Annotated in this window: 19 protein-coding genes; 12 read left to right on the top strand and 7 right to left on the bottom strand. The window is 68.4% G+C overall.

What is annotated here, in order from left to right; all coding sequences use genetic code 11:
* The first annotated feature begins 20 nt into the window (after positions 1 to 20).
* From ubiG to Q7J39_RS01995, 6 genes are all read left to right on the top strand, one after another.
* Positions 21 to 767 (top strand): bifunctional 2-polyprenyl-6-hydroxyphenol methylase/3-demethylubiquinol 3-O-methyltransferase UbiG, encoded by a 747-nt coding sequence (gene ubiG / locus Q7J39_RS02020; protein ID WP_304819888.1) that lies wholly within the window; start codon positions 21 to 23, stop codon positions 765 to 767.
* A gap of 26 nt (positions 768 to 793) precedes the next feature.
* Positions 794 to 1,597 (top strand): FkbM family methyltransferase, encoded by an 804-nt coding sequence (locus Q7J39_RS02015; protein WP_304819886.1) that lies wholly within the window; start codon positions 794 to 796, stop codon positions 1,595 to 1,597.
* A gap of 68 nt (positions 1,598 to 1,665) precedes the next feature.
* Positions 1,666 to 3,288, top strand: a complete 1,623-nt coding sequence (locus tag Q7J39_RS02010; protein WP_304819884.1) for a long-chain fatty acid--CoA ligase — start codon at positions 1,666 to 1,668, stop codon at positions 3,286 to 3,288.
* Positions 3,289 to 3,364: 76 nt separating this feature from the next.
* Positions 3,365 to 4,288: an alpha/beta fold hydrolase gene (locus Q7J39_RS02005; RefSeq protein ID WP_304819882.1), complete on the top strand. Its 924-nt coding sequence runs from the start codon at positions 3,365 to 3,367 to the stop codon at positions 4,286 to 4,288.
* A gap of 436 nt (positions 4,289 to 4,724) precedes the next feature.
* Positions 4,725 to 5,807: a Zn-dependent alcohol dehydrogenase gene (locus tag Q7J39_RS02000; RefSeq protein ID WP_304819880.1), complete on the top strand. Its 1,083-nt coding sequence runs from the start codon at positions 4,725 to 4,727 to the stop codon at positions 5,805 to 5,807.
* 171 nt (positions 5,808 to 5,978) lie between these two features.
* Positions 5,979 to 6,128, top strand: coding sequence for a hypothetical protein (locus Q7J39_RS01995; protein WP_304819878.1), 150 nt, complete (start codon positions 5,979 to 5,981; stop codon positions 6,126 to 6,128).
* A 5-nt stretch (positions 6,129 to 6,133) separates the two neighbouring features.
* Here Q7J39_RS01995 and Q7J39_RS01990 read toward each other — a convergent pair whose 3' ends face one another.
* The 5 genes from Q7J39_RS01990 to ctrA all read right to left on the bottom strand — a co-directional run bounded on the left by Q7J39_RS01990 (position 6,134) and on the right by ctrA (position 12,755).
* On the bottom strand, positions 6,134 to 7,366 hold the full coding sequence (locus tag Q7J39_RS01990) for a TetR/AcrR family transcriptional regulator (RefSeq protein WP_304819876.1): 1,233 nt from the start codon (positions 7,364 to 7,366) through the stop codon (positions 6,134 to 6,136).
* A gap of 172 nt (positions 7,367 to 7,538) precedes the next feature.
* Positions 7,539 to 8,912, bottom strand: a complete 1,374-nt coding sequence (locus tag Q7J39_RS01985; RefSeq protein WP_304819874.1) for a M23 family metallopeptidase — start codon at positions 8,910 to 8,912, stop codon at positions 7,539 to 7,541.
* A gap of 223 nt (positions 8,913 to 9,135) precedes the next feature.
* The gene (gene arsC / locus Q7J39_RS01980) at positions 9,136 to 9,486 is read right to left on the bottom strand and encodes an arsenate reductase (glutaredoxin) (protein ID WP_304819872.1); all 351 of its coding nucleotides are present in this window, start codon (positions 9,484 to 9,486) and stop codon (positions 9,136 to 9,138) included.
* Between the two features lie 23 nt (positions 9,487 to 9,509).
* Positions 9,510 to 11,912, bottom strand: coding sequence for a M20/M25/M40 family metallo-hydrolase (locus Q7J39_RS01975; protein WP_304819870.1), 2,403 nt, complete (start codon positions 11,910 to 11,912; stop codon positions 9,510 to 9,512).
* A gap of 147 nt (positions 11,913 to 12,059) precedes the next feature.
* The gene (gene ctrA / locus Q7J39_RS01970) at positions 12,060 to 12,755 is read right to left on the bottom strand and encodes a response regulator transcription factor CtrA (protein WP_304819868.1); all 696 of its coding nucleotides are present in this window, start codon (positions 12,753 to 12,755) and stop codon (positions 12,060 to 12,062) included.
* 506 nt (positions 12,756 to 13,261) lie between these two features.
* Between ctrA and Q7J39_RS01965 the strand changes: the two genes are divergently transcribed.
* The 6 genes from Q7J39_RS01965 to Q7J39_RS01940 all read left to right on the top strand — a co-directional run bounded on the left by Q7J39_RS01965 (position 13,262) and on the right by Q7J39_RS01940 (position 20,317).
* On the top strand, positions 13,262 to 13,672 hold the full coding sequence (locus tag Q7J39_RS01965; RefSeq protein ID WP_304819866.1) for a hypothetical protein: 411 nt from the start codon (positions 13,262 to 13,264) through the stop codon (positions 13,670 to 13,672).
* Between the two features lie 138 nt (positions 13,673 to 13,810).
* The gene (locus Q7J39_RS01960; RefSeq protein WP_304819864.1) at positions 13,811 to 16,111 is read left to right on the top strand and encodes a TonB-dependent receptor; all 2,301 of its coding nucleotides are present in this window, start codon (positions 13,811 to 13,813) and stop codon (positions 16,109 to 16,111) included.
* 234 nt (positions 16,112 to 16,345) lie between these two features.
* Positions 16,346 to 17,464, top strand: a complete 1,119-nt coding sequence (locus Q7J39_RS01955) for an alkaline phosphatase family protein (protein ID WP_304819862.1) — start codon at positions 16,346 to 16,348, stop codon at positions 17,462 to 17,464.
* Between the two features lie 71 nt (positions 17,465 to 17,535).
* Positions 17,536 to 18,873 carry a flagellar protein export ATPase FliI gene (gene fliI / locus Q7J39_RS01950; RefSeq protein WP_304819860.1) on the top strand — a complete coding sequence of 446 codons (1,338 nt, stop codon included), beginning with the start codon at positions 17,536 to 17,538 and terminating at the stop codon, positions 18,871 to 18,873.
* A complete protein-coding gene (locus Q7J39_RS01945; RefSeq protein ID WP_304819858.1) occupies positions 18,870 to 19,283 on the top strand; it encodes a flagellar export protein FliJ in 414 nt (137 codons plus the stop codon). Before fliI ends, Q7J39_RS01945 begins: the two co-directional genes overlap by 4 nt.
* The gene (locus tag Q7J39_RS01940) at positions 19,280 to 20,317 is read left to right on the top strand and encodes an endo-1,4-beta-xylanase (protein WP_304819857.1); all 1,038 of its coding nucleotides are present in this window, start codon (positions 19,280 to 19,282) and stop codon (positions 20,315 to 20,317) included. The genes Q7J39_RS01945 and Q7J39_RS01940 overlap by 4 nt, the downstream gene beginning before the upstream one ends.
* A 25-nt stretch (positions 20,318 to 20,342) precedes the next feature.
* Here Q7J39_RS01940 and Q7J39_RS01935 read toward each other — a convergent pair whose 3' ends face one another.
* Both Q7J39_RS01935 and flhA read right to left on the bottom strand, forming a co-directional pair.
* The gene (locus tag Q7J39_RS01935; RefSeq protein ID WP_304819855.1) at positions 20,343 to 20,720 is read right to left on the bottom strand and encodes a DUF4282 domain-containing protein; all 378 of its coding nucleotides are present in this window, start codon (positions 20,718 to 20,720) and stop codon (positions 20,343 to 20,345) included.
* A 103-nt stretch (positions 20,721 to 20,823) separates the two neighbouring features.
* Positions 20,824 to 22,923 (bottom strand): flagellar biosynthesis protein FlhA, encoded by a 2,100-nt coding sequence (flhA, locus tag Q7J39_RS01930; RefSeq protein ID WP_304819853.1) that lies wholly within the window; start codon positions 22,921 to 22,923, stop codon positions 20,824 to 20,826.
* Between the last annotated feature and the right edge of the window lie 40 nt (positions 22,924 to 22,963).

The raw sequence follows: 22,963 nt of genomic DNA, 5'->3' as shown, positions 1-22,963 counted from the left end.
TGGCGCGTAGAAGGAGGCTTATGACCGTCGCCTCCAGCATCGACCCCGAAGACGTCGAACGCTTCTCCCGCATCGCCGCCGAATGGTGGGATCCGAGGGGCAAGTTCGCCCCGCTGCACAAGTTCAATCCCGTGCGCCTCTCCTTCATCCGCGAGCAGGCCCTGCTCCGCTTCGGCCGCGACAGCCAAGCGCGCAGGCCCTTCGAGGGCTTGAAGCTGCTGGATATCGGCTGCGGCGGCGGCCTGCTCAGCGAGCCCATGACCCGGCTGGGCTTCTCCGTCACCGGGGTCGACGCCTCGGCGCGCAATATCGGCACCGCCCAGGCCCACGCCGCCGAACAGAAGCTCACCATCGACTATCGCGCCGGCACCGCCGAGGGCCTGGAGGCCGAGAGGGCGGGGCCCTACGACCTGATCCTCAACATGGAGGTGATCGAGCACGTCGCTGATCCGGGCGAGTACCTGCGCACCTGCTCGCGCCTGCTGGCGCCGGGCGGCCTGATGATCGTCGCCACCCTGAACCGCACCCTGAAGGCCTTCGCCCTCGCCAAGGTCGGCGCGGAGTACGTGCTGCGCTGGATTCCGGCCGGCACCCACGACTGGACCAAGTTCCTGAAACCCGACGAGCTGCGCGGCTTCCTCAAGGACGAAGAGCTCCAGGTCCAGGGGCCCTTCGGGGTGACCTTTGACCCGCTGAACGGGCGTTGGTGCCGCTCTTCAGACTGCGACATCAACTACATGATGACTGTCACCCGCGACGCGTCGTAAACACGGCCAGTTCAAAGGAAGTCCTCATGGCCTCGATACGCGTGCTCAGTCACGCTTTCCGCGCTTGGCGGCGCAATATGAAGTGGGCCAAGCACGAGCCTGAGACGCCGTATCTGGCGGACCTGCTGTCGGGCGCTCCGGTGTGCCTGCATGTCGGCGCCAGCGACGGACGCCATTCCTACGTCATGACCCAGGTTGCGCCCGAGGCGCGGATCTATGCCTTCGAGCCCTCGGCCTTCACCTTCGAGGTGCTGAAGCACTGCCTGGCCTGGCACGGAATTTCGCGTCAGGTCACCCCGATCCACGCCGCCGTCTCCGACGCGCCCGGCGAGATGCTGCTGGTGACGCCGAAGAAGACCTCCGGCCGCATGGGCCGCGCCTACGCCTTCGTCTCCGAAGCCGCCCCCGAGGGCAAGGTGCGCCCCGATCTGGAAGACACCGGTGTCGAGCTGCAGCCCACGCCCGTCGTCACCCTGGACGGGTATTGCGCGGCCAACGGCGTCAGTCGCGTCGATTTCATCCGCATGGATATCGAAGGCGCCGAGCAGAAGGCGCTGACCGGGGCGCTGGAGATCATCGATCGCGACCGGCCGCACGTCCTTCTCGAGATCCATCCCGCCATGCTGGAGGCCCGCTTCGGCGGCACGGCCGAGGCGGTGGTGGAGATGTTCCGCTCGCGCGGCTACCGCATGTTCGCCCTCAACGGCGACCGGCTGGAGGAGCGCACGACGGTGGTGCCGAACCTGCCCTGGAAGGACTACTTCTTCGTCCACCCCAGCCGCGCGCCCAAACTCCCCGACGGCGTCTTCAAGGCGCGGATGGCCGCCTAGGCCCCTAGCGCGCCACCCGCCTCACGCCTAAACCTCACCCCAACAATGGTATGGGGGAGGGGACAGCGATGCTGGCCTTGATGATGGACCGGGCGCTGAGCCTGCCGTCCATCCTGGAATATGCGGCGACCTATCACGGCGACCGGGAGGTGGTGACGCGCACCGTCGAGGGGCCGATCCACCGCTACACCTATGCCGACGCCCTGGTGCGCGCCAAGCAGATGGCCAAGGCCCTGACCGCGCTGGGGGTGAAGCGCGGCGACCGGGTCGCGACCCTGGCCTGGAGCACCCACCGCCACTTCGAACTCTATTACGCGGTCAGCGGCATCGGGGCGGTGCTGCACACCATCAATCCGCGCCTGCATCCTGACCAGGTGGCCTGGGTGGCCAACCACGCCGAGGACAGCGTCCTGCTGTTCGACATCACCTTCGGTGAACTGGTGGGGGAGCTGGCGCCCAAGCTTGAGACCGTGAAGACCTTCGTGGCCCTCACCGACCGCGAACACCTGCCTGCGGAGTCGCCGCCCGCGACCCTGGTCTATGAGGAGCTGATCGCGGCCAACACGCCCGACTTCACCTGGCCGGAGTTGGACGAGCGGACCGCCTCGGGCCTCTGCTACACCTCAGGCACCACCGGCGATCCGAAGGGGGTGCTCTATTCGCACCGCGCCACCGTGCTGCACGCCATGGCCATGGTCCAGCCCGACGCCTTCGACCTGGGAGCCCGCGACGCCGTCCTGCCATGTGCTCAGATGTACCACGCCAACGCCTGGTGCACCCCCTATGGCGCGCCCCTGGTGGGGGCCAAGCTGATCCTGCCGGGCCGCCATCTGGATGGGCCGTCGATCTGCGAGCTGGCGGTGGCGGAGCAGGCGACCTTCCTTCTGGGGGTGCCCACCATCTGGATCGGGGTGCTGGATCACCTGGACGCCACCAACCAGAAGCTCACCAGCGTGCGCACCGTCGCCGTTGGCGGCTCGGCCCCGACGGCGGCCCTGATCTCCCGCATCGAGGACCAGATGGGCGCCACCGTCCGTCAGATCTGGGGGATGACCGAGACCAGCCCCATGGGGGTGATCAACACCCCCTTGCCCACCCACGCCGGGGAGGACGCCGCCACCAGCACCGCCCGCAAGCTCAAGCAGGGCCGTGGCCTCTGGGGCGTGGAGATGCGCATCGTGGCCGACGACGGCGGTCTCCAGCCCCGCGACGGCGCTAGCCCCGGCGCCCTGCAGGTGCGTGGCCCCTGGGTCTCATCGGCCTATTTCAAGAATGAGGGCGCTCATGCCTTCACCGACGACGGCTGGTTTGACACCGGTGACATCGCCACCATCGATCCCGAGGGCTATCTGCGCCTCACCGACCGGGCCAAGGACGTGATCAAGTCGGGCGGGGAGTGGATCTCCACCCTGGACCTGGAGGACGCGGTCTCGTCCCATCCCGCCGTGGCCATGGCCGCGGCCATCGGCGTGCCCCACCCCAAGTGGGACGAGCGGCCCCTGCTGCTGGTCACCCTGCGCCCGGGACAGACCGCAGATCCGGACGAGCTGAAGGCCCACGTCGCCACCCGGGTCGCCAAGTGGTGGACGCCTGACGAGGTGCGGATCGTGGACGCCCTGCCCATCGGCCCGACCGGAAAGGTGCTCAAGCGCGAGCTGCGTGACCAGTTGAGCGCAGCCGTCGCGAACTAAGGGGGCCGGCGCCCGAACCCGCCTTGCCATCCCGCGTTCAGACCCCAGTTGAGTCTGAGACAGCGGAGTATGAGACGTGGCGCGTAAACGACCCAAGGGCGTTCTGGAGATAACCTGGGCCGTGGCGCAGTCCGCGGCGGCCGGCCGCAAGGAACATGTCCCGGTCGCCGCCGACTATCCCGACAGCGTGGTGCGCCGCATCAGCTTCGCCGCCGGCGGCGGCCTGGGCTGGAAGCTGTCGGCCATCGAGAGTCCGCGCGCAAAGCCCGCTCCGTGGAAGATCGTCGTCGTCACCGGCGCCCCGTCCTGGGCCGAATACTGGGCGCCGGCCATCGCCGCCCTGCCCCAGGACCGCGCCATGGTGGTGGTGGACCGCCCCGGCTATGCTGGCTCCGAGCCGGTGGAATATGTCGGCGACATCCGTCAGCAAGCCATCGCGTTGAGCCCGCTGCTGCAGACCACGCCCGGCCAGAAAATCCTGCTGGTGGGTCAGTCCTACGGCGCGGCCATCGCCACCCTGATGGCCGCGGCCAATCCCGGCAAGGTGTCGGGCCTGGTCCTGCTGTCGGGCTATTACGGCCAGCCCGGCCCCACTGCCGAATGGCTGCTGAAGGTCGGCGCGCGGATGCTGAAGATCATCCCGCGAGATGTCCGCCACGCCGTGCTGGAGGTCACCAACCAGGCCGGCCAGCTGGAGGGCATGCACGCGGCCCTACGCCGTCTGAAGGTCCCGGTCCATGTGGTGCATGGCGACAAGGACGACTTCGCCCCCATCGAACTGGCCGAGAAGCTGGTGGCCGAGACCCGGACGCGCCGGCCCATGCGCTTTGAGCGGGTGCTCGGCGCCAACCACTTCCTCAATGACGGACCGGCCGAGGACCTGTTGGCCACTCTGGAGGGCTGCATCCCAAGGCGCTGGGAATTCAAGCTCAACTGGCCGCAGTGGCCGGAGCGGCTGACGCTCTCGAAACTCAAACCCAGGACTGCGGCCACGGCCTAAGGAACAAGTCACGGTTGTTGGCGGTTGTCTCCGCGCCACCAACAACTCGGCCAGTGTGGCGGACCTGACGGTCGGCGCCCCGGTCACCGCCTCCACCGGCGCCCCCATCGGAACTATTTCCAAGGTGACCAAGCTCCAGACCAGCGCCGACACCTACGTGACGCTCAGCGCCGATGGCAAGACGGCCAATCTGCCGGCTTCCAGCCTGACGCTCAGCGGCGGCAACCTGATCTCCACCCAGACCAAGGCCTCTGGGGCTGGAAGTAGGTCACACACTCATGATGGGGCCGGGCGTCGTGCCCGGACCCATCGAACGCCAATTTCCCTTGGCGCGCGCCATCTGAACGGCGATAAGGTTTGCCTCTCGAAAGTCTTGGGCATACCCAGACTTCGATAATCCGCCCGGTCAATCGGGTGCTGTTCGGGGAACGCCAGGATGAAAGCCGCAGTGCTGCGCGAAGTGGGCAAGCCGCTTCTTATCGAAGACGTCCAGATTAACAAGCCGGGCCCGCACGAGGTGCTGATCCGCACCAAGGCCGCCGGCCTCTGCCACTCCGACCTGCACTTCATGCTCGGCTCGTACCCCACGGTCCTGCCGACGGTGCTCGGTCATGAGAGCGCGGGCATCGTCGAACAGGTGGGCTCAGAGGTCCGCACGGTGAAGGTGGGCGACCATGTCATCACCTGCCTGTCGGCCTATTGCGGCCACTGCGACCAGTGCCTCACCGGCCACCTGTCGCTCTGCGTCTCGCCGGAAACCAAGCGCGGCAAGGACGATGAGCCGCGCCTCAGCGCCGCCAACGGCCCGATGGCGCAGTACCTCAACCTTTCCTCCTTCGCCGAGCAGATGCTGATCCATGAGCACGCCTGCGTCGCGATCCGCAAGGACATGCCGCTGGACCGCGCCGCCCTGATCGGTTGCTCGGTGATGACCGGCGTCGGCGCCGCGATCCACACCTCCAGCGTCCGTCCGGGCGAAACCGTGGCCGTCATCGGCCTGGGCGGCGTCGGCCTGGCGGCGGTCAACGGCGCGTCCATCGCCGGCGCCGGCCGGATCATCGCCATCGACAACGTCGGCTCCAAGCACAACCTCGCCATGCAGTTCGGCGCCACCGACTTCATCGACGCCTCCCAGACCGACGCGGTCAAGGAAGTGCTCGAAATGACCAAGGGCGGCGTGCACCACTCGTTCGAGGCCATCGGTCTGTCCAAGACCGCCGAGCAGGCCTTCAACATGCTGCGCCGCGGCGGCACGGCCAACATCATCGGCATGATCCCGGTCGGCCAGACCATCACCCTGATGGGCGCCGCCTTCCTGGGCGAGAAGAAGCTCCAGGGCTCGATGATGGGGTCCAACCGCTTCCCGGTGGACATGCCGCGCCTCGTCGACATGTATATGTCCGGCAAGCTGAAGCTCGACGAGATGATCTCCCAGCGCATCAAGCTGGAACAGGTCAACGAGGGCTTCGACGACATGAAGAAGGGCGGGCTGGCCCGCTCGGTCATCATGTTCGACTGAGACTGGCGGCGCGCGCCACACGGAAAGGCCCTCCCTCGTGGGAGGGCCTTTTTCTTGCGCGAAGCCGAGAAATAGAGTTAAGCGGCTGTATTCCATAAATAAAGCCGTGAGGTCGGGAAACCCGGAGGGATGCCGAGGGTTAGGTCTGGACACCCCCACCAGGAGCACGACATGGCCGACGAGTCCGACCCCGAACTGCTGCGCTTGGCCTGTATCTGGCGGACGCGGTTCGGCGAGCCGCCGCCCATCGTCACCGACGCGGAGATTATCCGCCGGGTGCTGGACTCGCTCCCGCCCAGTCCCGTCACGCAAGACGCCTGACGGCGCTACTCCGCGAACACGCCCATGAGGACCGGTCGCGCATAGTCCTCCATGACCCTCAGCGTGGAGCCCGGATGGCGGGCCGGGTCCATGGAATTGGCGCTGTTGAAAGCCACCATCAGCATCTGGGCGGCCAGCAACGCGTCCTGCGGCCGGATGCTGCCGTCGACGATCCCGTCGCTGATCTGGCCGGCGAAGGCGTGGCTGATCTGCTGGAAGCGCAGGCGCAACTTGCGGCGCATGGGGCTGGGCACGGCGGCCATCGCGTGGTGGCGCAGCATGCGGCCGGCCTCCCCCGAGGCCTGGTGGATGATCAGGGAGCAGACCGCCAGCCAGATGCGCCGCCAGCCGTCGGGCTGTTCGGCGGCGCGGCTCCTGGCCTCGTCGATCAGATCGAAGGTGCGCTGGAAACAGGCCGCAGCCAGCTCATCCTTGTCGGTGTTGTGGTGATAGAACGAGCCCTTGGTGACATTGAGCTGGGCGGAGATCTTGTCCACCGAGGCGCCGCGATAGCCCTCGCGATTGATCAGGTTGGTGGCGGCGATCAGGTAGCGCTCGCGGGTCACCTCGTCGTTCTGAGCGACGGGGGAGCCCAAGGCCAGCAGCGGCAGGTCGGGCCAGGCCTGGCCCGGGCCTGCCAGGCCGTTCAGCATGGTGTCGGCGATCCGCTCGGCCACCCGGGCATAGTCTTCGGGGGCGTAGAGCGCCAGCCAGGCGTCGGCCCAGCCGAGCTGGTCGACGATCAGCCGGGCCAGGGCCGCGCGGCGGGGCCGGGTCATCCAGGGCATGGCGTCGGTCTTGGCGAAGTGGCCGATCCGCACATAGAGCGCGCGGAAGGCGTCCATCAGCGGCTGGTGCTGATCGCCCTCGATCAGGTGGATCTCGCTGAAGGGCGCCAGCGGCGGCTGCTCGCCCAGCTGGATCAGGCGGCGGACCTCGAAATAGGCGCCGACGAAGCGGCGCAGGCGGGCGGCGGGCTCGGTCTCCAGGAAGGCCTCGTCCAGCATCGCGTCCCAGCGGCGGATGGTGTCGTGCAGGACGGCGGCGGCCAGGTCTTCCTTGCGCTTGAAGTAGTAGGTCAGGCTGACGGGGTGCAGGTCCATCATCTTGGCCACCGCGGCCAGGGTGAAGCCCGAGACCCCACGGTCGTTGAACACCTCGGTGGCCGCGGCCATGATCGCCTCGCGCTTGGCGGCGTAGCGGGCGCGGGGCTTGGGCGGGCTGGCGGCGGGGGCCATGGACTCGTTGCTCCGACAGAGACTTGAGCCTGACCTTAGGGCCGCGCGGCGCTGTGGAAAAGTGACGTCACGCCCTGCGCTCGTGCGCTCGGCGCCTGAAAGTCACCAGCAAGCTGTCGGCGTCGCAGCCACATTCCGCTCCTTCTCCCGCAAGGGCAGAAGGGGGCGATCTTTAGCGGCGCAGGCCGGCGACCTTTATCGGGTCCACCGAGGCGAGCTTCTGGGTGTCGCCCCCGTCCTTCCGGGCCTCGGCCTCGCCGCGGCTGACCAGCTGGTCGATATGGGCCTTCCTGGCGCGGAAGGCGGCCAGTTGGGCGCCGGCCAGGACAGTGCCGGTGGGAACCTTGGCGCCGATCGGGCTGACCCGCTTGCCCTTCATCCAGGTCTCGTAGTGCAGGTGCGGACCGGTGGAGGCGCCGGTGGAGCCGACATAGGCCACAAGCTGACCCTGGCGGACCCGCTGGCCGGGCTTCAGGCCCTTGGCGTAGCGCGACAGGTGGCCGTAGCCGGTTTCCCAGCCGCCGGCGTGGCGGATGCGCAGCCAATTGCCGTAACCGCCCCAGCGGCGGGCCTCCACCACGACGCCGTCGCCGGCCGCCAGCACCGGGGTGCCGGTGCCGGCGCCGAAGTCGATGCCCTGGTGCATGCGGTTGAAGCCCAGGATCGGGTGACGGCGCATGCCGAAGGTCGAGGTCATCCGCGCCCCGTCCACCGGGGTGCGCAGCAGGAAGCCCTTGATGTTCTTGCCCGCGTCATCGAGGTACTCGACGTCGCCGTCGGGCATCTCGAAGCGGTAGAAGCGGATGCCCTTGATCTCGGCATATTCCAGGTCGCCGGTCTCCACCGTGCGGCCGCTCTCGGTGACCTTGCGGTCGAAGACCAGTTCGAACTTGTCGCCCGCCTTGATGTCGCGGTCGAAGTCCACCTTGTGGGAGAACAGCTTCACCATCTGGGCGGTGATCGACGAGGTGGCCCCAAGGCGCGAGGCGCTCTCGTAGAGCGAGCCGGTGATGGCGCCCTGGGCGACCGTGGTCTCGTCGCGAATCTTTTCTTCCATCTCCCTCAGGCGCAGGGCGCCGTCGAAGGTGCGTGAGACGGTGACGGCGGTGGCCGGGCCGGTGCGCAGGGACAGGCCGATCAGACGCGCCGGTCCGCGATCGCCGCGGGGCTTGGCGATGGCGGCGTCGAAGGCCAGGCCGGCCTTGATGTGAACGGTGTCCATGGCCTCGCCCAGGGTCTGGACGGCCTGGCGGGCGTCGTCGGGCGCCACCCCGGCGCGAAGCACGGCGGCCTCGAAGGTCTCACCCGGCCGAATCTTGACGGCGATGCTCTCGGGCCGGGTGAAGCCGGGCTGCGCCTCGGCCTGGGTGAAGGCGGTGTGCTGAAGGGCGCTGATGGCGGCGGGGTCGAGGGGCGGCGGGGTCGGGGCGGTGGCCTCGGCGGCGGTCAGCTTCCAGCCAAGGGCCAGGGCGGCGAAGCCGGCCACGCCGACGAGCAGGCGCGGGGCGAGACGCAGGGTCGGGCGTCGCGGATCGAACTCGTGCATCGTGCCCCCGTTACTAATATCGCGCCAACCAAGCTTGACCTTGGCTGGTTCAAAATGGCGTATCTGGCAGCTAAGCCAGCAAAACGCAGGCCGGGCCATCGTGGCCCCCCTGGGTTAACCGTAGGTGACCCCACCGTGGACTGGTCGTTTTGTCACGGGGGAGGTTCATCCAACGGGATTGCGGCGACATCGGGTCGCCAGGTTTGCTTTATCGACGCCTCCTCTACAGAAGACTAAGCACGAGTTCAGCCGGCCGGCACAGGGCGGCTCCCTTGGGCGTCACCACAATAGGCCGATTCACCAGGATTGGGTCGAGGATCATGGCGGCGAACAGGGCCTCGTCGGAGGCGGCCGGATCGGTCAGCCCCAAGGCGTCGGCCGCGGTGCCACGCACCCGCAGGATGTCGTGGGCGCCGACCCCCATGGCCTGGGTGAGGTCGTGCAGCTGATCGCGGGTCCAGCCGACCTTCACATATTCGACCACCGTGGGGTCCAGCCCCTTCTCGCGCAGCAGGGCGAGCGTGTTGCGCGAGGTGCCGCAGCCGGGGTTGTGATAGATGGTGATGTCGCTCATCGGACCCTTTTAGACCCTCCGCGTCACCAGGTGAACCGCTGCTCGCCGGTGACGATGGTGGAACCTGAGATGGCGTTCCCAGAGACCTTGTCCGGCATCTTGGCCAGGGGCTTGGCGTCGACGGGCCAGCGATCGGTGATGGTGGCGTAGCGGGTGTCGATCACGCCGGGGCCCTTGGCGCGGAAGCCGATGGCCACGCCCTCGGGCGCCCCCTGCCAGTGGACGCGGGTCCATTGGCCGGGCTCGGTGAGGATCTTGGCCGGCCGGCCATTGACCGTCGCGTTGGTCAGCTTGCCGGTGGGGCGCAGCTCCAGGGTCATGGCCCGTGCGCCGGGCGGCGCGACGATCTTGACCTCCAGGGAGCCGTCGATGACCCGGTTCAGCATCACCGCCGGCGGCGTCGGGTTCACGGGCTTGGCCCAGGCCGACAGGGTGCTGCCCGGTGACGCGCGCCAGCCGATCGGCGGTTCGTCCTTCACGATATGGCCACCGTCGGCCTTCAGGGCCGCGCGGGCCCAATCCGGCGGGTTGGGGGCCAGGCTGAAGCGCTTGGCCTGGCCGGTGGCGCCCTGGACCACATAGGCGACGATGGCGGGCTGCGGATGGCGGGCGCTCCACGGCGAGATGACCCGCACCAGGCCCACCAGGGCGAAGCCCACCAGCAGCACGATCAGCGCCACGGTGCGCGGCCGGATCTCCCCCGACTCGGCCTGGATCAGGGGCCAGAGCAGCAGGGCGGCCAGCCAGACGAACAGGGCCTGGATTTCCACCAGGTCGATGCCGATGAAGACCCCGTGGGCGAAGCTCAGCACCCATTGCAGGGCGAGCGCGGCCAGCAGGGCCACGATGACCGGCACGGCCACCGGCCGCCAGGTCCCCATGGCGCTGATCGCCCCGGCCAGGGCGGCGAAGGCCAGGGGCCAGGCGATCAGGAAGGCCGCGGTCGGCGCCATCACCTGCAGCGCCAGCGCCGCGAGGAAGGCCAGGGCCAGGACTCCGGTCCAGGTTCCGGCGACGCCGGCGGGGCGTCCAAAGGTCAGCAGGGCGACCACGGCGCCGGCGCCGCCCACCCCCAGGCCGATCAGGTTCCAGCCGGAGAAGGCGGTGCAAAGCAGGCCGGCCAACAGCGCCAGGCCCGCGGCGGCCAGGCGCATGCGGCCTCGTCCCACGGCGGCGGCGGCGTAGAGCGCGGCGCCGATCCCCACCACCAGCAGGGCCAGCTCCCAGAGATGGACATTGGCCAGCAGCTTGGCCTGTTCATAGAAGCCGAAGCCGGCCCCGGTGACCCGGCGGGCCAGCATGAACAGGGTCGCCGTTGTCAGCAGCAGGTAGAGGGCCGCGCCGGCCCCCTTGGCCACGTCGGCCCAGGCAAACGCGTCGGCCTGCCGGGCGCGCCAGACCCCGAGCGCCACGAGGGCGAGGGCCAGGGCCAGGACGCCCCAGCCGGCCAGGGGCGGGTAGGCCAGGAGGTACGAGCCGAGGGTGTTGGCGTAGACCTTGTCGGGCGCCTTGCCCGGCAGCGCCGGCGCGAAGGCGGCCTCGCGAGCCGTCGCCAGGACCTGGTCGCCCATGTGCTGCAGGCTGCCTTGGCTGAGGTTCTCCGGCGTGGAGACTGGCGAGTGGTAGTCGAACTGGCGGGCGATGAAGGCGTAGTTCAGCCCGGCGATCCCGGCCTTGCGCGGCACGGTAAAGTCGGTGTCGTTGGGAAGCTGCTTGTAGAGATAGACCGTCAGCGAGCTGGAGACCGGCGAGGTGGAGGCCTTGCGGAACATGTCGATCACCGCGCCGTTGGCCGCCGCGGTCTCGAACATGTTGGCCGTTCCGCCGCCGCCGCGGGCCTCCATATTGATGACGAACCCGATATGTCGGGCCATTGGATGGCTCTGGAAGAAGCCGGTGGCGCCCAGCAGGCCCGCCTCCTCGCCGTCGGTGAGCAGCAGGACCACATCGCGCGCCGGCGTGCCCTCCGCCTTCAGGATCCGCATGATCTCCAGGCCCGCCGCGACGCCGACCGCGTCATCGGCGGCGCCGGGAGAGCCCGGGACGCTGTCATAGTGGGCCATCAAGGCCACGGCCGGCGCATTGCGGTCCTTGCCGGGGAGGACGCCGATAATGTTCTCCACCACCCCGCCGATGACCAGGGGCTCCTTGCCGGCCCGCTCCTGGAAGGCGTCGACGCGCTGGACCTGGGGCGAGAGGCCGAGCTCGCTCATCCGGCCGGTCAGATAGTTGCGCACCGCGTAGTTGGCGGGTGAGCCGACGGGGTGGGGGACCTTGGCGATCACCCGGTTGTCGATCATGGCCCGACCGGCGGAGAAGACCCCTGCCGGCGCGTCGAGGCCCAGGGGCCTGGGGGTCATGTTCGCCACGGCCGCGGCGATCAGGGCGACCACGATGGCGACGGCCACCAGGATGTCTTTTCTCAACGCAACGCTCCCCAAGCTCAGGGGCGGACGTTAACGGCTAGGGGGCTTGCGAGGCAAACCCCGGCACGCGTGAGGCGCAAACAGAAACGCCCGCCGGTGAGGGCGGGCGTACTGCCGAATTCCTGGACGTGGAACGCTTGGCGGTCTTCAGGCCGCGACAGCGGTCTCTTGGGGGTCGCGCAGCACGTAGCCGCGGCCCCAGACGGTTTCGATGTGATGCTTGCCGTCGGCGGCCGCGGCCAGCTTCTTGCGAAGCTTGCAGATGAACACGTCGATGATCTTCAGTTCGGGCTCGTCCATGCCGCCATAGAGGTGGTTCAGGAACATTTCCTTGGTCAGGGTGGTGCCCTTGCGGAGCGAGAGCAGCTCCAGCATCTGGTATTCCTTGCCGGTCAGGTGGACGCGGCTGGAATTCACTTCGACGGTCTTGGCGTCGAGGTTCACGGTGATGTCGCCGGTCTTGATGACCGATTGCGCGTGGCCCTTGGAGCGGCGGACCACGGCGTGGATGCGGGCGACCAGCTCGTCCTTGTGGAAGGGCTTGGTCATGTAGTCGTCGCCGCCGGCGCCGAAGGTCTTAACCTTGGTGTCGATCTCGGCGGAGCCCGACAGGATCATGATCGGGGTGTTGATCTTGCCGACGCGCAGGGTGCGGAGCACATCCATGCCGCTCATGTCGGGCAGGTTCAGGTCCAGCAGGATGAGGTCGTAGTCGTAGATCTTACCCAGATCCACACCCTCTTCGCCAAGGTCCGTCGTATAAACGTTGAAGCCTTCCGACTTGAGCATCAACTCGATGCTCTGCGCAGTAGCGCTGTCGTCCTCGATCAACAGTACGCGCATATAATTCTCCTGAACCGCCCGCGCCTAAATTAGGATTCTTCGGAATCCACGTCGTCCCTCACCGCTACCTTGCCAGCGAGTTAATTTAAGACCGGTTAATAATGAAAGGCCTCTGACCGAATCGTTAACTCGATTTCGGAATCCCCAGCAAGCGCGGCCGCCGGGCGGAGAGTCGCAGGCTGGTTGAATCTTTTGTGATTGGACAGGCCTCGACCTGCTTCGCGTCCCCGCCGTCCTTGGGCGCCTCGACGCCGGGAGGCCGGCGGAGGCTTGGGAAGCCTGAGTCTGTTCAACGGCTTGAGTCCGATCCCGCGTCGTCCGCGCCCGCCGACCCTCGCGCCGGGCGGCGGTCGAGGGGCGGAAAAGATGGGCGACGGCCGGTCCGTCGGCCGCCGCCGCGTCCGAACGCCGCATCCTTAAGAAAGGGCCGCCAAGGATCCCGCGGGCGGAACGGGGGAGGGCCTTGGGAGTTTGCACGGGCGAACCCCTGCTCAAGGACCTGCCCCATGCCCACGCCGTCCAAGTCCGCCTCCGACCGTGCGTCGCTGGCCTCCGTCCTCAACGAACCCCTCGAGGTCAGCGCCGGCGTTCTCCAGGGCCGGGCCGCCAATGACGCTGTCACCGGCGATCCCCTGGTCGGGGTCGAGCCCATCGCCCCGTCCAAGCCGACCCTGCGCGAGCGGATCCGCAGGCATCCGGTCCTGGCCCTGGCCCTTGGCGGCCTGGCCATTGGCGCCATCGCCGCCATCGCCGGTCGCGGGACCATCGCCCGCACCGCCCGCCCCCTCCTCGCCGGCGCCGTCCGGCCTGTCCTGATCAAGGCCGCGGCCCGCCGTCCCTTCAGCACCGCCAAGCTCGCCGCCCGCTATCCGAAGGCCGCCGCGCGCATCGCCGCGAGCCTGCGCCGCGTCGGCTGATACCGGTCTCGCCGTCCCGATGTCTTGAATCTGACGCCGGGACGTCAGCCCAATGTCATGTATCCGAAGCTTGACCGTTAAGGTGCGCTGCTAGGCAGCCCCCATAGACCGCAGAGGGCGGTTCGATCGGGGGCAACCATGAAAAGCCATCTTCTCGCCGGCGTCGCGCTGGGCGTCATTCTTCTAGGCTGGGCGAACGGCGCGGCGGCCGAGGCCGCGGACGCGGCGGCGGCCTCCGTTGAAGAGGTGGTCGTCTTTGGCCGTGGCGAGGCCCGCCAGGTTCAGACCGTGGATGGCGGCGACCTGCAGCTCGAGGTCGCCGGCGCCAGCCCGCTGAAGATGGTCGAGAAGCTGCCCAATGTGAACCTGCAGTCGGCCGACCCCTTCGGCGCCTACGAATGGTCCTCGCGCATCTCGATCCGCGGCTTCGACCGCAACCGCCTCGGCTTCACCTTGGACGGCGTGCCGCTGGGGGACATGACCTACGGCAACCACAACGGCCTGCACATTTCCCGCGCCATCGCAGGCGAGAACGTCGGTCAGGCTGAGCTCGCCCAGGGTGCGGGCTCGCTGGGTGTCGCCTCGGTAAGCGATCTTGGCGGCTCCCTGCAGTTCCGCTCCCGCGAGCCGTCCGCCGAGTTCGCGGTCCTGGCGGCGGCGACGGCGGGCTCCAACGACACCCATCGCGGCTTCGTCCGCCTCGACAGCGGCGAGCTGGCCACCGGCGCGCGGGGTTATCTCAGCTACTCCTACAACACCGCCGGCAAGTGGAAGGGCGAGGGCGAGCAGCGCCAGACCCAGGTGAACCTCAAGGCCATCCAGCCCCTCGGCGAAGGCTCGCTCACCGGCTGGGTCAACTGGTCGACCCGCCAGGAGAACGACTACCAGGACCTGTCGCTGGAGATGATCAGCCGCCTGGGCCTGAGCTGGGACAACTTCGCCCCCAACTATGCCGGCGCCGTGCAGGTGGCCGAGATCGGCAACAACCGCGGCGACACCGGGGTCGCCCCGAAGTTCCCGTCCTTCGGGACCGTCTATCCCGGCAAGATCATCAGCCCCGACGACGCCTACTATGACGCCGCGGGTCTGCGCGACGACCTGATCGGCGCCGTGACCCTGGACATGCCGCTCACCGAGGCCCTGCGGGTCAAGGCGACGGCCTACGGCCACACCAACGAGGGTCAGGGCCTGTGGGTGACGCCCTATGTGGCCTCGCCCAACTACGGCGCCGCCGGCGCCACCACCAACAACTCGCCCCTGTCCATCCGCACCACCGAGTACGACATCAGCCGCGCCGGCGTGGTGGCCGCCGCCACCCTGACCCTGGGCGACCACGAGATCGAGGGCGGCGTCTGGTACGAGGGCAACGACTTCACCCAGGCCCGGCGGTTCTACGCCCTGGACCGCACGTCGTTCTCGCGGGACATGCTCGAGATGCAGTCGGGCGCCTTCCGCACCGACTGGGAGTACGACTTCAAGACCACCACCCGGAAGTTCTACCTCTCCGACACCTGGTCGATCAGCGACGCCCTGGCGGTCAACTTCGGCTTCAAGTCGCTGTCGGTGGAAAACGAGGCCACCACGGTGGTGGGCGCCAACAAGACCGGGACGATCAAGGCTGAGGAGAACTTCCTGCCGCAGATCGGCGTCCGCTACGACCTGACCCCCGACAGTCAGGTCTTCGCCGGCTATTCGGAAAACATGCGCGCCTTCGCCAGCTCCGGCACCTCCGGCCCGTTCTCGGCGTCCCAGACCGGCTTCAACGCCATCAAGGGCAAGCTGAAGCCCGAACTCTCCCAGACCTTCGAGGCCGGCTGGCGCTACAAGACCGCCGACTTCCAGGGTGTCGTGGCCCTCTACCATGTGCAGTTCAAGAACCGCCTGTTCGGCGTCGCCGTGGGCTCGGGCATCCAGGGCAATCCCGCCGCGCTCGCCAATGTCGGCGGGGTGACGGCCAAGGGCTTCGAAGCCGCCGGGGACTGGAACTTCGCCCCCGACTGGTCGCTGTTCGCCTCCTACGCCTACAACGACTCGACCTATGACGAGGACACCCGCGACGGCAACGGCCTGACCGTCGCCCGGACCGCTGGCAAGACCACGGTCGACACGCCGGAAAACCTCTTCAAGGCCGAGCTGAACTACGACGACGGCGCGCTGTTCGGGAAGTTCGGCCTGTCCTATCTGAGCGAACGCTTCTTCACCTATGAGAACGACCGCGGCGTCCCCTCCCAGACCCTGGCCGAGCTGACCCTCGGCTACCGGTTCTCCGGCTCGCCGTTGCTGGAGGGCCTGGAGCTGCAGCTCAACGTCAGCAACCTGTTCGACGAGGCCTATATCTCCACCATCGACTCCAACGGCTTCGCCATCCGCGGCGACAGCCAGACCCTGCTGGCCGGCGCGCCGCGCCAGGTCTTCGTCACTGTCCGCAAGACGTTCTAGTCTATCCCCAAACTGGAGCCGGGCCTCCCCGCCCGGCTCCTCCCTTTTGGAGCCGACCTTGACCGTGGAAGACGTCGCCCGAAGGACGGCTCTCGGCCTGGCGGCGGCCCTGGCGGGCCAAGTCCGCAACGGGAGGGGCCAGGTCCGGCTCTCCCAACGGATCGACACGGCTCACCTCATCCTCGGCGGCCCGGGCCCGAGCCGCTGACGTCCATTTTGTCCCAGGAAACCCCCATGAAGTTCCCGAGCGCTTTGATCGCGGCCTTCGCCCTGGCCCTGGCCCTGGCCCTCGCCGCCGGCCCGGCCCTGGCCAAGGACCCCGACCGCCGCCTGGTCCTGGTGACGGTGGACGGCCTGGGCTGGCAGGAGGTGTTCCGGGGCGCCGACCCCGCTCGCGCCGCCGACAAGACCTTCGTCGAGGATCCCGCGGCCCTGAAGGCGCGGTTCGTCGAGATTTCCGACCGCCCCCGCGCCCTGACCCCCTTCCTCCACGACGTGGTGGCCAGGCAGGGCGTCCTGCTGGGCAATCGCGATCAAGGCGGCTGCGCGGCGGTGACCAATGACATGTGGTTCTCCTACCCCGGCTACAACGAGATCCTCACCGGCCGGGTCGATCCCGCCATCACCTCCAACGAGCATGGCCCCAACAGGAATGTCACCGTCCTGGAGTGGCTGAACGAGCGCCCCGAGTTCCGCGGCAAGGTCCGCGCCATCACCTCCTGGAACGTCTTCGACGATATCCTGGCGGCCGCCCGCAGCAAGCTGCCGGTCAACGCCGGCTGGGCCACCCCGGCGTCGCGCACGCCGATGGAAGCGACGCTCGCCCGCCTGCAGGACCAGACCCCGCGCCGCTGGGCCGGGGTGCGCTTCGACGTCTTCACCCACGCCTACGCCCTGGAAGCCCTGAGGCACGACAAGCCCCGGGTGCTGTTCGTCTCCTATGGCGAGACCGACGACTTCGCCCATGACGGCCTCTACGACCAGACCCTGATCGCCGCCCGGCGCACCGACGGCTTCCTTGGCGAACTGTGGGCCGCCCTGCAGGCCGACCCGGCCTATGCCGGCAAGACCACCCTGATCGTCACCACCGATCACGGCCGCGGGAGCGATGGGCGCGCGGACGCCTGGAAGAGCCACGGCAAGCCGCAGTGGCCAGGCTCCGACCAGACCTGGATCGCCGCCATCGGTCCGGACATCGCGCCTCAGGCCGCCTCCGCCGCGACCTGCGCCGGCGCTAATCAGCTGGCCGCCACGGGGCTCCAGGCGCTGGGGCTGGACTGGAAGGACTTCGATCTCGCGGCGGGGGCGCCCCTGGCGATCTTCACAGCCAAGGGCAGGGTGTCGCAGCCCTGAATCTTCATCCGAAGTTAAGGCCGCGGGGCCGATTCTGACGGGCCTGAACCGCCCACCGGAGTTCCCCTGTTTTGCGTAACCTCGTCGCGGCCGTCGAGCGTATAGATCCGCTGACCGTTTCGGGCCGCGTCGCGGCGGTGAACGGCCTGTTGATCGAAGCCCGCGGCGGGCTGACCCGGCTGTCGGTGGGCGCCCGCGCCGAGATCGAGCGCCGGGCCGACACCCCCCTCCAGGCCGAGGTGGTCGGCTTCCGTGAAACCCGCGCCCTGCTGATGCCCTTCGGCCCTGTCGAGGGCGTGGCGCCCGGCGCCGAAATCCGCATCGATCCCATGGGCTCGGCCGTTCGCCCCACCCGCGCCTGGCTGGGCCGTGTCATCGACGCCTTCGGCGAGCCCATCGACGGGCTCGGCCCCCTGCCTCAGGGTCCGGCCGCCTATCCGCTGCGGGCCCCTCCGCCGGCGGCCCACGCGCGCGGCCGGGTGGGCGCGCGCCTGGATCTGGGTGTGCGGTCCATGAACGTCTTCACCACCTGCTGCCGTGGCCAGCGCCTGGGCGTCTTCGCCGGCTCGGGCGTCGGCAAGTCGGTGCTGCTCTCCATGCTGGCCAAGGAGGCCGACTGCGACGCCGTCGTGGTGGGGCTGATCGGCGAGCGGGGCCGTGAGGTCCGGGAGTTCATTGAGGAGACCCTCGGCGAGGAGGGCCTGAAGCGCGCCATCGTCGTGGTGGCCACCTCCGACGAGCCGGCCCTGAAGCGCCGCCAGGCGGCCTATATGACGCTCGCCATCGCCGAGTTCCTGCGCGACCAGGACCTGGAGGTGCTGTGCATGATGGACAGCGTCACCCGCTTCGCCATGGCCCAGCGCGAGATCGGCCTGGCCGCCGGCGAGCCGCCCACCACCAAGGGCTATACCCCCACCGTCTTCACCGAGCTGCCCAAGCTGTTGGAGCGCGCCGGTCCCGGCCCTGTCCGTCCCGACGGCACGACGGCGGGGCCGATCACCGGCATCTTCACCGTGCTGGTGGACGGGGATGACCACAACGAGCCCATCGCCGACGCCGTGCGCGGTATCCTCGACGGCCACATCGTCATGGAGCGCGCCATCGCCGAGCGCGGCCGCTTCCCGGCCATCAACGTGCTGAAGTCCATCAGCCGGACCATGCCGGGCTGCCACGAACCCCACGAGCGGCAGATCGTCACAAACGCCCGCCAGACCCTGTCGGCCTACGCCAACATGGAGGAGCTGATCCGCATCGGCGCCTACCGCGCCGGCGCCGATCCCGCGGTCGACCGGGCCATCGCGCTCAACCCGCAATTGGAAGCCTTCCTTGGCCAGGACAAGGACGAGGCCACCAGCCTCGACGAAAGCTTTGAACGCCTGGCCCAGATCCTGATGAGTGAAGCCGCATGAGTTGGGCCGACAGTCTGATCAAGCTCTCGACCTATGAGGTCGAGATCCTGCAGAAGCGTCTGGGTGAGATCGCCGACCGCCGCATGGCCGCCGAGATGAAGCTGGTGCTGCTGGAGGCCGAGGGCGAGGCCGAGAGCCAGCGCGCCCGCGAGGACGCCGAGCATGGCTGGTATCAGGTGGGCTTCCTGGAAGGCCTGCGGATCCGCAAGGCCGCCACCCAGATCGAGATCGACCGCATCGCCGACGAGGAAGCTGGCGCCCGCGACGCCCTGTCCTTGGCCTACGAAGAGCAGAAGAAGTACGAGCAGGTGGCCGAGGGGATCGCGGTCGCCCGCCGCAAGGAAGTGGCCAAGCAGGAAACCGCCGCCCTCGACGAACTGGGCCTGCGCCGGGCCGTCGGCGCGCGATGACCGCGGGCGTCCACCGCCGGGCCTTCATCGGCTCGACCCTGGCGCTGGCGGCCTGCAACCCCAAGGCCGACGCCGCGCCGGTCAGCATTCCGCCCTTGAGGAGCATCGCCCCGTTCCCGGTCGGCGCCTGCATCCAGGCCGTCCATCTGCAGGACCCGGCCCTGGTCCGCCTGCTCACCGAGCAGGTCTCCCAACTCACGCCTGAGTGGGAGATGAAGATGGAATACATCGCCCAGGCGGACGGCACGTTCCGCTTCGAGGGGCCTGACGCCATCGCGGCCTTCGCCAAGGCTCACGGCCTGCGTCTCTTTGGACATACCCTGGTCTGGTATGACCAGGCGCCGGCGGCCTTCGAGCAGCTCGACGAGAGCCGGGTCAGTTTCGCCGACGCCTATCGCAACTACATCCTGGCGGTGGTCGGACGTTATCGCGGCCAGGCCGTGGGCTGGGACGTGATCAACGAGACGGTGGGCGATAACGGCGACGGCTGGCGCGACAGCCTCTGGGCCCGGAAGCTCGGCAAGCTTGAACACATGGTGCTGGCCTTCCAGCACGCCCATGAGGCCGACCCGAATGCGGTGCTGTTCCTCAACGACTTCTTCCTTGAAACCCAGCCGAAGAAGCGGACGACGTTCCTGAAACTGGCCGAGACCCTGCTGAAGGCCGGCGCGCCCCTGGGCGGCCTGGGCACACAGACCCACCTGGCGGCAGGCGACCAGAAGGGCCTGGTCAAGGCGGCCATCGCCGACCTCGCCTCCCTGGGCCTGCCGATCCACATCTCCGAGATGGACGTTTCGCTTCAGGAAGGTGGCAGCCGCACCGAGCGCCTGACCCGGCAGGCTGATCTCTACCGCGAGGCGGCCGAAGCCTTCTCCGCCCTGCCGCAGCGCCAGCAGTTCGCCTTCACCACCTGGGGCCTCCGGGACTTGGAGTCCTGGCGCAAGCGTGAGGACGGCGCCGACGCGCCGCTGCTGTTCGACGTGAATGGAAATCCCAAGCCCGCCGCGGCGGCCTGGGTGCAGGGGCTGGGCTGAGAGGCTCCAGCCCCTCTCCGCGAAACTAACTCTGAGGCGGCTGCGGCCGCACCGAGTTCTCGGCGTCCACGGCCTGGCGCATGGCGTGCAGGTCGTCGCTGAGACGGAAGATCGCCACATAGAGCTCGCAGAACGAGCGCCACAGCAGCACCAGGGCGCCAACCACAAGGAAACCGCCCACCAGGACGCTGAGCGCCAGCAAGATGCCCATGAACAGCTCTTCGCGCAGCGCGACGCCGACGGCGGTGCCGATGAACCCGAAGGCGATCAGGGCGATCACCCCGAGGCCGGCCCAATAGATCAGGTGGATAACCTGGTTGGTCATCAGGCGCTCAAAGGTGAGCAGGTCCCAGAACATGCTCGCGCCAGCGCCGGGCCGGGGTTTGGGTTTGGAGGGTCGCATGCGATGTCCAAGCTCGGAGCTGACAATCGCCCCGTGGGCGAAACCGCTACCAGTCGAAAAGCGCGCCTGCAACGGCCCACACGTTGAGCGCGGTCTTTCGGGCCTAGATGGTGCCGACGGTCTTCAGGCGGGCCTTGGGATGGACCTCATTCTGGCTCATCACCGGGGTCTGGCCGCGGAAGCGCTCAATGATCGAGCGGACATAGGGCCGCACCTGCGGGCTGGTGAGCAGCACCGGTGAGTCGCCGTTGAGCGCCGCGCGCTCGAAGCTGTCGCGGACGCCGCGGATGAACTCCTGCAGGCGAGACGGCGCCAGCGCCAGTTGCTTCTCGTCACCCGAGCCGATCAGGGCGTCGGCGAAGGCGTTCTCCCACTCGGCCGACATGGTGATGATCGGCAGGGCGCCGTCGTCGCCGCGATGGGCGAAGGAGAGCTGCCGGGCCAGGCGGCCGCGGACCTGTTCCACCAGAAGGGTGATGGACTGGGTGTGCGGCGCGGCCTCGCCGATGCCCTCCAGAATCGCGGGCAGGTCGCGGATCGAGACACGCTCCTTCAGCAGGGCCTGCAGGACGCGCTGGATGGTGGTGGCCGAGACCACCTGGGGCACCAGGTCCTCCACCAGCTTCTTCTGCTCGGCCGGCAGGTCCTTCAACATCTTCTGCAGCTCCGCATAGGAGAGCAGGTCGGGCATGTTTTCCTTCAGGATCTCGGTCAGGTGCGTGGTCAGCACCGTGGCCGGATCGACGATGGTGTAGCCCCGGAACGTGGCTTCTTCGCGCAAGGAGTCGTCCACCCAGGTGGCAGGCAAGCCGAAGGCCGGTTCGCGGATGTGCTCGCCGGGCAGGTCCACCTGGCCGCCGCGCGGGTCCATGGCCATCAGCGACCCCAGCCGCACCTCGCCGCCGCCGGCCTCCATCTCCTTGATGCGGATCATGTAGCCCTGGCTGGGCAGCCGCATGTTGTCGAGGATGCGCACGGCGGGCATGACGAAGCCGTAGTCGGTGGCGAGCGTCCGGCGCAGGGCCTTGATCTGGTCGGTGAGCCGGCGACCCTCGAGGTCGTTGATCAGCGGCAGCAGGCCGTAGCCCAGCTCGATCTTGATCTCGTCGATGGCCAGGGTCTGGCTGATCGGCTCCTCGGACTCCTCGGCCGTGGGGGCCGCGACGGTGAGCGAATTCTGCTCCGGCGCCTGGGGCTTGGCATGGCCGCGTCGCCAGGCCAGGACGCCCGAGGCGATGGAGACGATGGCGAACGGGATGATCGGCATGCCCGGGATCAACGCCACGACCCCGGCGGTGGCCGAGACCATGCCCAGCGCGATGGGATTCATGGCCAGCTGGGTGACCAGGGCCTTGTCGGCCGATCCGTCTACGCCGGCCTTCGACACCAGGAAGCCGGCGGCGATGGAGATGATCAGGGCGGGGATCTGGCTGACCAGGCCGTCGCCGATGGTCATGATGGTGTAGGTGGAGGCCGCCTCGCCGATCGGCACCTTGTGCTGGATCACCCCGATCAGGATGCCGCCGATCACATTGATGGCGACGATCACCAGGCCGGCGACAGCGTCCCCGCGCACGAACTTCGAGGCGCCGTCCATGGCCCCGAAGAAGGTCGATTCCTGCTCCAGCTCCTTGCGGCGCTTCTTGGCCAAATCCTCGTCGATCAGGCCCGACGACAGGTCGGCGTCGATGGCCATCTGCTTGCCGGGCATGGAGTCCAGGGTGAAGCGGGCCGCCACCTCGGCGATCCGGCCCGAGCCCTTGGTGATGACCACGAAGTTCACCAGCACCAGGATGGCGAAGACGATCAGGCCGATGGCGAAGCTGCCTCCGGTCATCAGGTGGCCGAAGGCCTCGATGACCTTACCCGCCCCGTGCGCCCCCTCGTGGCCGTGGCCGAGGATCAGGCGGGTCGAGGCGATGTTCAGCGCCAGCCGGAACAGGGTGGTGACCAGCAGCACCGTCGGGAAGGCGGTGAACTCCAGCGGGCGGCTGATCAGCAGCGAGGTCATCAGGATCAGCACGGCGCTGGTGATCGAGAGCGCCAGCAGGGCGTCCAGCAGGAAGGCCGGAATCGGCAGGATCAGCAGGACGATGACGCCGATGACGCCGATCGCCAGGGCCACCTCGCCACGCGCGATCCAGCTCCACACCTCTCCGGCGGAGGGGCGGTTGGTGCCGTAACCTGCGGGGACGTCAGCCATGGGTGGAATCCGAGGCGCCTGCCCTCACATGAGGGCCGGC

The organism is Phenylobacterium sp., from assembly GCF_030651185.1.
Classification (GTDB): Bacteria; Pseudomonadota; Alphaproteobacteria; order Caulobacterales; family Caulobacteraceae; genus Phenylobacterium.
The sequence above is the reverse complement of the archived record's forward strand: the minus strand, read 5'-3'. Positions and strand labels throughout refer to the sequence as shown.

Excerpts from the sequence above, each read along its gene's own strand:
- ubiG (WP_304819888.1), top strand. The coding sequence starts at position 21 with ATGACCGTCGCCTCCAGCATCGACCCCGAAGACGTCGAACGCTTCTCC.
- Q7J39_RS02015 (WP_304819886.1), top strand. The coding sequence starts at position 794 with ATGGCCTCGATACGCGTGCTCAGTCACGCTTTCCGCGCTTGGCGGCGC.
- Q7J39_RS02010 (WP_304819884.1), top strand. The coding sequence starts at position 1,666 with ATGCTGGCCTTGATGATGGACCGGGCGCTGAGCCTGCCGTCCATCCTG.
- Q7J39_RS02000 (WP_304819880.1), top strand. The coding sequence starts at position 4,725 with ATGAAAGCCGCAGTGCTGCGCGAAGTGGGCAAGCCGCTTCTTATCGAA.
- Q7J39_RS01995 (WP_304819878.1), top strand. The coding sequence starts at position 5,979 with ATGGCCGACGAGTCCGACCCCGAACTGCTGCGCTTGGCCTGTATCTGG.
- Q7J39_RS01990 (WP_304819876.1), bottom strand. The coding sequence starts at position 7,366 with ATGGCCCCCGCCGCCAGCCCGCCCAAGCCCCGCGCCCGCTACGCCGCC.
- Q7J39_RS01985 (WP_304819874.1), bottom strand. The coding sequence starts at position 8,912 with ATGCACGAGTTCGATCCGCGACGCCCGACCCTGCGTCTCGCCCCGCGC.
- arsC (WP_304819872.1), bottom strand. The coding sequence starts at position 9,486 with ATGAGCGACATCACCATCTATCACAACCCCGGCTGCGGCACCTCGCGC.
- ctrA (WP_304819868.1), bottom strand. The coding sequence starts at position 12,755 with ATGCGCGTACTGTTGATCGAGGACGACAGCGCTACTGCGCAGAGCATC.
- Q7J39_RS01965 (WP_304819866.1), top strand. The coding sequence starts at position 13,262 with ATGCCCACGCCGTCCAAGTCCGCCTCCGACCGTGCGTCGCTGGCCTCC.
- Q7J39_RS01960 (WP_304819864.1), top strand. The coding sequence starts at position 13,811 with ATGAAAAGCCATCTTCTCGCCGGCGTCGCGCTGGGCGTCATTCTTCTA.
- Q7J39_RS01955 (WP_304819862.1), top strand. The coding sequence starts at position 16,346 with ATGAAGTTCCCGAGCGCTTTGATCGCGGCCTTCGCCCTGGCCCTGGCC.
- Q7J39_RS01945 (WP_304819858.1), top strand. The coding sequence starts at position 18,870 with ATGAGTTGGGCCGACAGTCTGATCAAGCTCTCGACCTATGAGGTCGAG.
- Q7J39_RS01940 (WP_304819857.1), top strand. The coding sequence starts at position 19,280 with ATGACCGCGGGCGTCCACCGCCGGGCCTTCATCGGCTCGACCCTGGCG.
- Q7J39_RS01935 (WP_304819855.1), bottom strand. The coding sequence starts at position 20,720 with ATGCGACCCTCCAAACCCAAACCCCGGCCCGGCGCTGGCGCGAGCATG.
- flhA (WP_304819853.1), bottom strand. The coding sequence starts at position 22,923 with ATGGCTGACGTCCCCGCAGGTTACGGCACCAACCGCCCCTCCGCCGGA.